This is a genomic window from Pseudomonas sp. SDO55104_S430, assembly GCF_054070595.1.
In genome coordinates, this window is the sequence record NZ_JBSVXG010000253.1 from 1 (window position 1) to 7,551 (window position 7,551).

Sequence of the window (7,551 nt, forward strand, 5' to 3'; positions counted from 1 at the left end):
GAGGCCCTGTCAGCCAGCATTTTTGTAGCTGACCCACCGCCATCGCGGGCAAGCCCGCTCCCACAGGGGACTGCATTCCAGGCCTTAACTGGCAAACAACCATTTCTCTGTGTGAGTCACTCTCATGACCATGACCCGCAGCGACTGGGAACAACGCTTCCAGTCCCTCACCATCGAAAGCCGTGCCTTCATCGACGGTCAATATTGCGCAGCCCAAAGCGGCGCCACGTTTGAATGCGTCAGCCCCGTGGACGGGCGATTCCTGGCCAACGTCGCCAGCACCGACGAAGCCGATGCCAACGCCGCAGTAGCGGTGGCTCGCCGTACCTTTGAATCGGGCGTATGGCGCAATCTCGCCCCGGCCGAACGCAAGCGCACCCTGATCCGTTTCGCCGACCTGATCCTGGCCCACCGCGAAGAACTCGCGCTGCTGGAAACCCTGGACATGGGCAAGCCGATCAGCGACTCGATGAACGTCGACATCCCGGCGACCGCCAATGCGATCCGCTGGACCGCCGAAGCCATCGACAAGATCTACGACGAAGTCGCCGCCACGCCCCACGATCAACTGGGCCTGGTCACCCGTGAACCGGCCGGCGTGGTCGCGGCCATCGTGCCGTGGAACTTCCCGCTGATCATGGCCAGCTGGAAATTCGCGCCCGCACTGGCGGCAGGCAACTCGTTCATCCTCAAGCCTTCGGAAAAGTCGCCGCTGACCGCGATTCGCATCGCCCAGCTGGCACTGGAAGCAGGGATTCCAAAGGGCGTGTTCAACGTGCTGCCGGGCTTCGGCCACACCGTGGGCAAGGCGCTGGCGTTGCACATGGACGTCGACGTGCTGGCCTTCACCGGCTCCACCGCGATCGCCAAGCAACTGATGATTTACGCCGGGCAAAGCAACATGAAACGCGTCTGGCTCGAAGCCGGCGGCAAGAGCCCGCACGTGGTGTTCGCCGACGCACCGGACCTGCGTGTGGCGGCCCAGGCGGCGGCCAGCGGCATCGCCTTCAACCAGGGCGAAGTCTGCACCGCGGGCTCGCGTCTGCTGGTGGAACGCTCGATCCGCGAACAGTTCATCCCGCTGCTGGTGGAAGCCCTCAAAGCCTGGAAACCGGGGCATGCCCTCGATCCTGAAACCACCGTCGGCGCCGTGGTCGATCAGCGTCAACTGGACAGCGTGCTGCGCTACATCGACATCGGTCGCCAGCAGGGCGCCGAGCTGATCGCCGGCGGTCAACGCACGCTGGAAAGCACCGGCGGCCTGTACGTGGAGCCGGCGATTTTCGACGGTGTGACCAACGCCATGACCATCGCCCAGGAAGAGATCTTCGGCCCGGTACTGTCGCTGATCACCTTCGACACCGCTGAAGAAGCATTGCAAATCGCCAACGACAGCATCTTCGGCCTGGCCGCCGGCGTGTGGACCAGCAACCTGAGCAAGGCCCACACTTTCGCCCGTGGCCTGCGTGCCGGCAGCGTGTGGGTCAACCAGTACGACGGCGGCGACATGACCGCGCCATTCGGCGGGTTCAAGCAGTCGGGCAACGGTCGGGACAAATCGCTGCATGCGTTCGACAAGTACACCGAACTCAAAGCGACCTGGATCAAGCTCTAATAACAATAAAAGCGGCGGCCGCCGGTTGTGCTGGTGGCCATCGGAGAAACGTATGAAGCAAACACATGTAAACAGCTACTACGCCGCCACCCGCAACTTCACCGGCGATTTCCCGGTGCTCGAACAAGCGGTGGATTGCGACGTCTGCGTGATCGGCGCCGGCTACACCGGTCTGTCCTCGGCGCTGTTCCTGGCCGAAGCCGGCTACAAGGTCACCGTGCTGGAAGCGGCGAAAGTCGGCTTCGGCGCCAGCGGTCGCAACGGCGGTCAACTGGTCAACTCCTACAGCCGTGACGTCGACGTGATCGAAGAGCGTTATGGCGACAAGACCGCCGAGGTGCTGGGCAGCATGATCTTCGAAGGCGCCGACATCATCCGTCAGCGCATACAGCACTACGACATCCAGTGCGACTACCGCCCGGGCGGCATCTTCGCCGCGCTGAACAAGAAGCAGCTCAAGGGCCTGGCCGAACAGAAGAAAACCTGGGAGCGCTATGGCAACAAGAATCTGACTTTGCTCGGCGAGGCCGACATCAAGCGTGAAGTGGGTTGCGACAACTACGTCGGTGGCCTGCTCGACATGCAGGGCGGGCACATTCACCCGCTGAACCTGGCGCTGGGCGAAGCCTCGGCGATCATCGGCCTGGGCGGGCAGATCTTCGAGCAATCGGCGGCGGTGGAAATCACCTACGGCGAGCCGAACGTCGTGCGTACCGCCAAGGGCGTGGTGCGCGCCAAGTACCTGCTGATCGCCGGTAACGCCTACCTGCCGCAGGGTCTGGACAACCGCGTCACCGCCAAGAGCATGCCGTGCGGTTCGCAGATCGTCGTCACCGAGCCGTTGTCGGAGAAGGTTGCGCGCAGCCTGATCAAAAACAATTACTGCGTCGAAGACTGCAACTACCTGCTCGACTACTTCCGCCTGACCGCCGACAACCGTCTGCTGTACGGCGGTGGTGTGGTCTACGGCGCCCGCGAGCCGGACGACATCGAGCAACTGATCCGCCCGAAAATCCTCAAGACCTTCCCGCAATTGAAGGACGTGAAGATCGACTACCGCTGGACCGGCAACTTCCTGCTGACCATGTCGCGCATGCCGCAATTCGGCCGTATCGAGAAGAACGCCTACTACATGCAGGGCTACAGTGGTCACGGCGTCACCTGCTCGCACCTGGCCGGCAAGCTGATCGCGGAAATGATCCGCGGCGACGCCGAGCGCTTCAACGCCTTCGCCTCCCTGCCACACATGCCGATGCTCGGCGGCCGCACCTTCCAGGCTCCGCTCACCGCCATGGGCGCGGCGTACTACGCGTTGCGCGATCGGTTCGGGATCTAAGCGTTACCTCGCCGGTGGTTATCCCTGTGGATGCCACCGGTTTTTTGCCCCAGATTTCTGTAGGAGCGAGGCTTGCCCGCGAACAGGCCCGACCAGACGCTGAAGAATTCAAGACATGCAGGATATACGCCCTCACCCAAACCTGAGCAAAACCCTTACACAATTTCACACAGCACCAACAAAGCTTCACCGCTCCAAAGCCTCCCGCCCAGTAGCATGCCGGGGTCACTATTGGGGTATTTCATGTCAAACCATCTGCTTGCCAAGCTCGGTCTCCTGACGCTGGCCTTGACCCTGAGCGCCTGCGACAAGGCCTCGACCGCCGAAGAGTCGGCGCCACCGCCCACCGTGCGCATCGAAACCATCCAGGCCCATCCGCTGTCGATCAGCAGCGAGCTGAGCGGGCGCATCGTCGCGCCGCGCATCGCCGAAGTGCGGGCCCGGGTCGCCGGTGTGGTCCTGCAACGGACCTTTCGCGAAGGCAGCGACGTGAAACAGGGCGATGTGCTGTTTCGCATCGACCCGGCGCCGTTCAAGGCGGATCTGGACAGCGCCGAAGCGGCGTTGCGCAAGGCCGAGGCCAATGCGTTTCAGGCCAGACTTCAGGAGCAGCGCTACGCCCAGTTGATCGACGACAAGGCCATCAGCGCCCAGGAATACGACAATGCGCGGGCACTGGCGCGCCAGACCGTCGCCGAAGTCGCCGCCAACAAGGCCGCCGTGGAACGGGCGAAACTCAACCTGGGTTACGCCACCGTCACCGCACCGATTTCCGGGCGCATCGGCCGTGCGCTGGTCACCGAAGGTGCCTTGGTCGGGCAGAACGAAACCACCCCGCTGGCGCTGATCCAGCAACTGAACCCGATCCACGCCGACCTCACCCAGTCGACCCGCGAGCTCAATGACCTGCGCCGGGCCTTCCGCTCCGGCCAGCTGGAAGCCGTCGGCCAGGGCCAGGCCAAGGCCACGCTGATCCAGGACGACGGCAGCCTCTATCCGCTGCCGGGCAAGCTGCTGTTCACCGACATCACGGTCGATCCCGGCACCGGCCAGATCATCCTGCGCAGCGAATTCCCCAACCCCGACCTCGACCTGCTGCCCGGCAGCTTCGTGCGGGTGCGTCTGGAACAGGCGGTCAACCAGCAAGGCATCAGCGTGCCGCAGCGGGCGATCCAGCGTGACAGCGCCGGCATCGCACAGGTGCTGCTGCTCGACGACGAACAGCGGGTCGGCCAGCAACCGGTCGAACTGGGCGCGGTGCAGAACGACCGTTGGGTGGTCACCGGCGGCTTGAAGCCGGGCGACCGCATCGTCATCGAAGGCCTGCAGCACGCCCGCCCCGGCGACAAAGTGCAGATCGACGACTCCCCTCTTCCACTTGCCCAGGCTTCTGGTCAATAAGCAGGACGCTTGTTTATGCCGCAGTTCTTTATCGACCGCCCGGTGTTCGCCTGGGTGGTCGCCCTGTTCATTCTGCTGGCCGGTGTCCTGGCCATTCCGCAGTTGCCGGTGGCGCAATACCCCGACGTCGCGCCGCCGCAAGTCGAAATCTACGCCGTGTACCCCGGCGCCTCGGCGCAGACCGTGGACGAGAGCGTGGTCAGCCTGATCGAGGAAGAGCTCAACGGCGCCGATCACCTGCTGTATTTCGAGTCCCAGAGCAGCCTCGGCAGCGCCACGATCAAGGCGACGTTCCAGCCGGGCACCAACCCGGAACTGGCCCAGGTGGATGTGCAGAACCGCCTGAAGGTCGTCGAGTCGCGCCTGCCGCAGGCGGTGAACCAGCAGGGTCTGCAGGTGGAGAAAGTCTCCGCCGGTTTCCTGCTGCTGATCACCCTGACTTCCACTGACGGCAAGCTCGACGACGTGGCGCTCAGCGACTACCTGGCGCGCAACGTGATGAACGAGATCAAGCGCCTGGACGGGGTCGGCAAGGCCCAGCTGTATGGCGCCGAACGGGCCATGCGCATCTGGATCGACCCGCAGAAGCTGATCGGTTTCAACCTGACTCCGGCGGACGTCAACGCCGCCATCGTCGCGCAGAATGCTCAGGTCTCGGCGGGCAGCATCGGCGACCTGCCGACCCGCAGCACCCAGGAAATCACCGCAACCATTCTGGTGAAGGGTCAGCTGTCGAGCCCCGAAGAGTTCGCCGACATCGTGCTCAAGGCCAATCCCGACGGCTCCACCGTGCGCGTCGGCGATGTGGCGCGGGTCGAGATCGGCAGCCAGGAATACCAGTTCGGCACGCGCCTGAACGGCAAGCCGTCCACCGCAGTCGGCGTGCAACTCTCGCCGGGCGCCAACGCCCTGAGCACCGCGACGCTGGTGCGGGCGAAGATGGATGAGCTGTCGCGCTACTTCCCGGCCAATGTCGAATACAAGATCCCTTACGACACCTCGCCTTTCGTCAAGGTCTCGATCACCAAGGTGGTCTACACCCTGCTCGAAGCGATGGTGCTGGTGTTCGCGGTGATGTTCCTGTTCCTGCAGAACATCCGCTACACGCTGATTCCGACGCTTGTCGTGCCGGTGGCGTTGATGGGCACGTTCGCGACCATGCTGGCGCTGGGCTTTTCGATCAACGTGCTGACCATGTTCGGCATGGTGCTGGCCATCGGCATTCTGGTGGACGACGCGATTGTGGTAGTGGAGAACGTCGAGCGGATCATGGCCACCGAAGGCCTGTCGCCCAAGGAGGCCACGCGCAAGGCGATGAAGCAGATCACCGGGGCGATCATCGGCATCACCCTGGTGCTGGTGGCGGTGTTCATTCCGATGGCCTTCATGCAGGGATCGGTAGGAGTGATTTACCGGCAGTTCTCGTTGTCGATGGCCACCTCGATCCTGTTCTCGGCCTTCCTCGCCCTGACCCTGACCCCGGCGCTCTGCGCGACGCTGCTCAAGCCGATCGGCAAGGGTGAGCATCATGAAAAGACCGGGTTCTTCGGCTGGTTCAACCGTGGTTTCGACCGACTGACCGAGCGGTATGAGGGCTGGGTCGCTTACGCGCTGAAACGCAGCGGTCGTTACCTGTTGATCTACGGTCTGCTGCTGATCGGCCTGGGGCTGTGCTTCAGCCGCCTGCCCTCTTCGTTCCTGCCGGTCGAGGATCAGGGTTACACCATCACCGACATCCAGCTGCCGCCCGGCGCGAGCAAGAACCGCACGGTGCAGGTGGTCGAGCAGATCGAAGCGCACAACGCCACGGAACCCGGCGTGGGCGACAGCACGGTGATTCTCGGCTTCAGTTTCTCCGGCAACGGGCAGAACGCGGCGCTGGCGTTTACCACCTTGAAGGACTGGTCCCAGCGTGGCAGCGACGATTCGGCGAGCTCCATTGCCGACCGCGCCAACATCGCCCTGAGCCAGATCAAGGACGCCGTGACTTTTGCCGTGCTGCCACCGCCGGTGGATGGTCTGGGCACCTCCAGCGGTTTCGAGTTCCGCCTGCAGGATCGCGGCGGCCTCGGCCATGCCACGTTGATGCAGGCGCGCACCGAGTTGCTGGCGGCTGCCGAGAAGAGCCCGATCCTGATGAACGTGCGCGAAAGCGCCCTGGCCGAAGCGCCGCAGGTGCAGTTGATCGTCGACCGCAAGCAGGCCAATGCCCTGGGCGTGTCCTTTGCCGATGTCGGCAGCATGCTGTCCACCGCCGTGGGTTCGACTTACATCAACGACTTCCCTAATCAGGGGCGCATGCAACGGGTGGTGGTCCAGGCCGAGGGTGATCAGCGCAGCCAGGTCGACGATCTGCTGAAAATGCACGTGCGTAACAGCGAGGGAAAAATGGTCCCGCTGTCTGCCTTCGTCCAGGCCAAATGGACCCTGGGGCCGGCGCAGTTGACGCGTTACAACGGTTATCCGGCGATCAGCATTTCCGGCGAGCCGACACCGGGACACAGCACCGGGGAAGCCATGGCGGAGATCGAGCGGCTGGTGGCGCTTGGGCCGGCGGGATTGGGCCAGGAATGGACCGGGTTGTCGTTGCAGGAAAGGTTGTCCGGCAGTCAGGCGCCGATTCTGCTGGGGTTGTCGCTGCTGATCGTGTTCCTGTGCCTGGCGGCGCTGTATGAGAGCTGGTCGATTCCGACCTCGGTGTTGCTGGTGGTGCCCTTGGGCGTGCTCGGCGCGGTGCAGGCGGTGACGTTGCGCGGGATGCCCAACGATGTGTTCTTCAAGGTCGGACTGATCACCATCATCGGCCTGTCGGCGAAGAACGCGATCCTGATCATCGAATTCGCCAAGAGCCTGTACGACGAAGGCCACGACCTGATCGACGCCACCCTGCAAGCCGCGCGCCTGCGCTTGCGCCCGATCGTCATGACCTCCCTGGCCTTCATCCTCGGCGTCGTGCCGCTGGCCATCGCCACGGGTGCAAGCTCGGCGAGCCAGCAAGCGATCGGCACGGGGGTGATTGGCGGGATGATTACGGCGACGCTGGCGGTGGTGTTCGTACCGGTGTTTTTTGTGGTGGTGATGAAGCTCGTTCGCAGACGAAAGCAAATCTAATCAACACCACCACCCCCTGTAGGAGCGAGCATGCTCGCGATGGTCGTCAACGATGATGCGGGAAACCTGATGCCCCGCGTTATCGTTG

4 protein-coding genes are annotated in these 7,551 nt (G+C 63.6%); all 4 read left to right on the plus strand.

The annotated features are described in order from the left end of the window. Positions 1 to 124: 124 nt before the first annotated feature. The 4 genes from ACW9JE_RS26600 (at position 125) to ACW9JE_RS26615 (ending at position 7,463) form a co-directional block, all read left to right on the plus strand. Positions 125 to 1,615: an aldehyde dehydrogenase gene (locus ACW9JE_RS26600; protein ID WP_457434443.1), complete on the plus strand. Its 1,491-nt coding sequence runs from the start codon at positions 125 to 127 to the stop codon at positions 1,613 to 1,615. Positions 1,616 to 1,667: 52 nt separating this feature from the next. Then, positions 1,668 to 2,951, plus strand: coding sequence for an NAD(P)/FAD-dependent oxidoreductase (locus ACW9JE_RS26605; RefSeq protein ID WP_457434444.1), 1,284 nt, complete (start codon positions 1,668 to 1,670; stop codon positions 2,949 to 2,951). 243 nt (positions 2,952 to 3,194) lie between these two features. Continuing rightward, positions 3,195 to 4,352: an efflux RND transporter periplasmic adaptor subunit gene (locus tag ACW9JE_RS26610; protein WP_457434445.1), complete on the plus strand. Its 1,158-nt coding sequence runs from the start codon at positions 3,195 to 3,197 to the stop codon at positions 4,350 to 4,352. 15 nt (positions 4,353 to 4,367) lie between these two features. After that, positions 4,368 to 7,463, plus strand: a complete 3,096-nt coding sequence (locus ACW9JE_RS26615; RefSeq protein ID WP_457434446.1) for a multidrug efflux RND transporter permease subunit — start codon at positions 4,368 to 4,370, stop codon at positions 7,461 to 7,463. Positions 7,464 to 7,551: the final 88 nt, after the last annotated feature.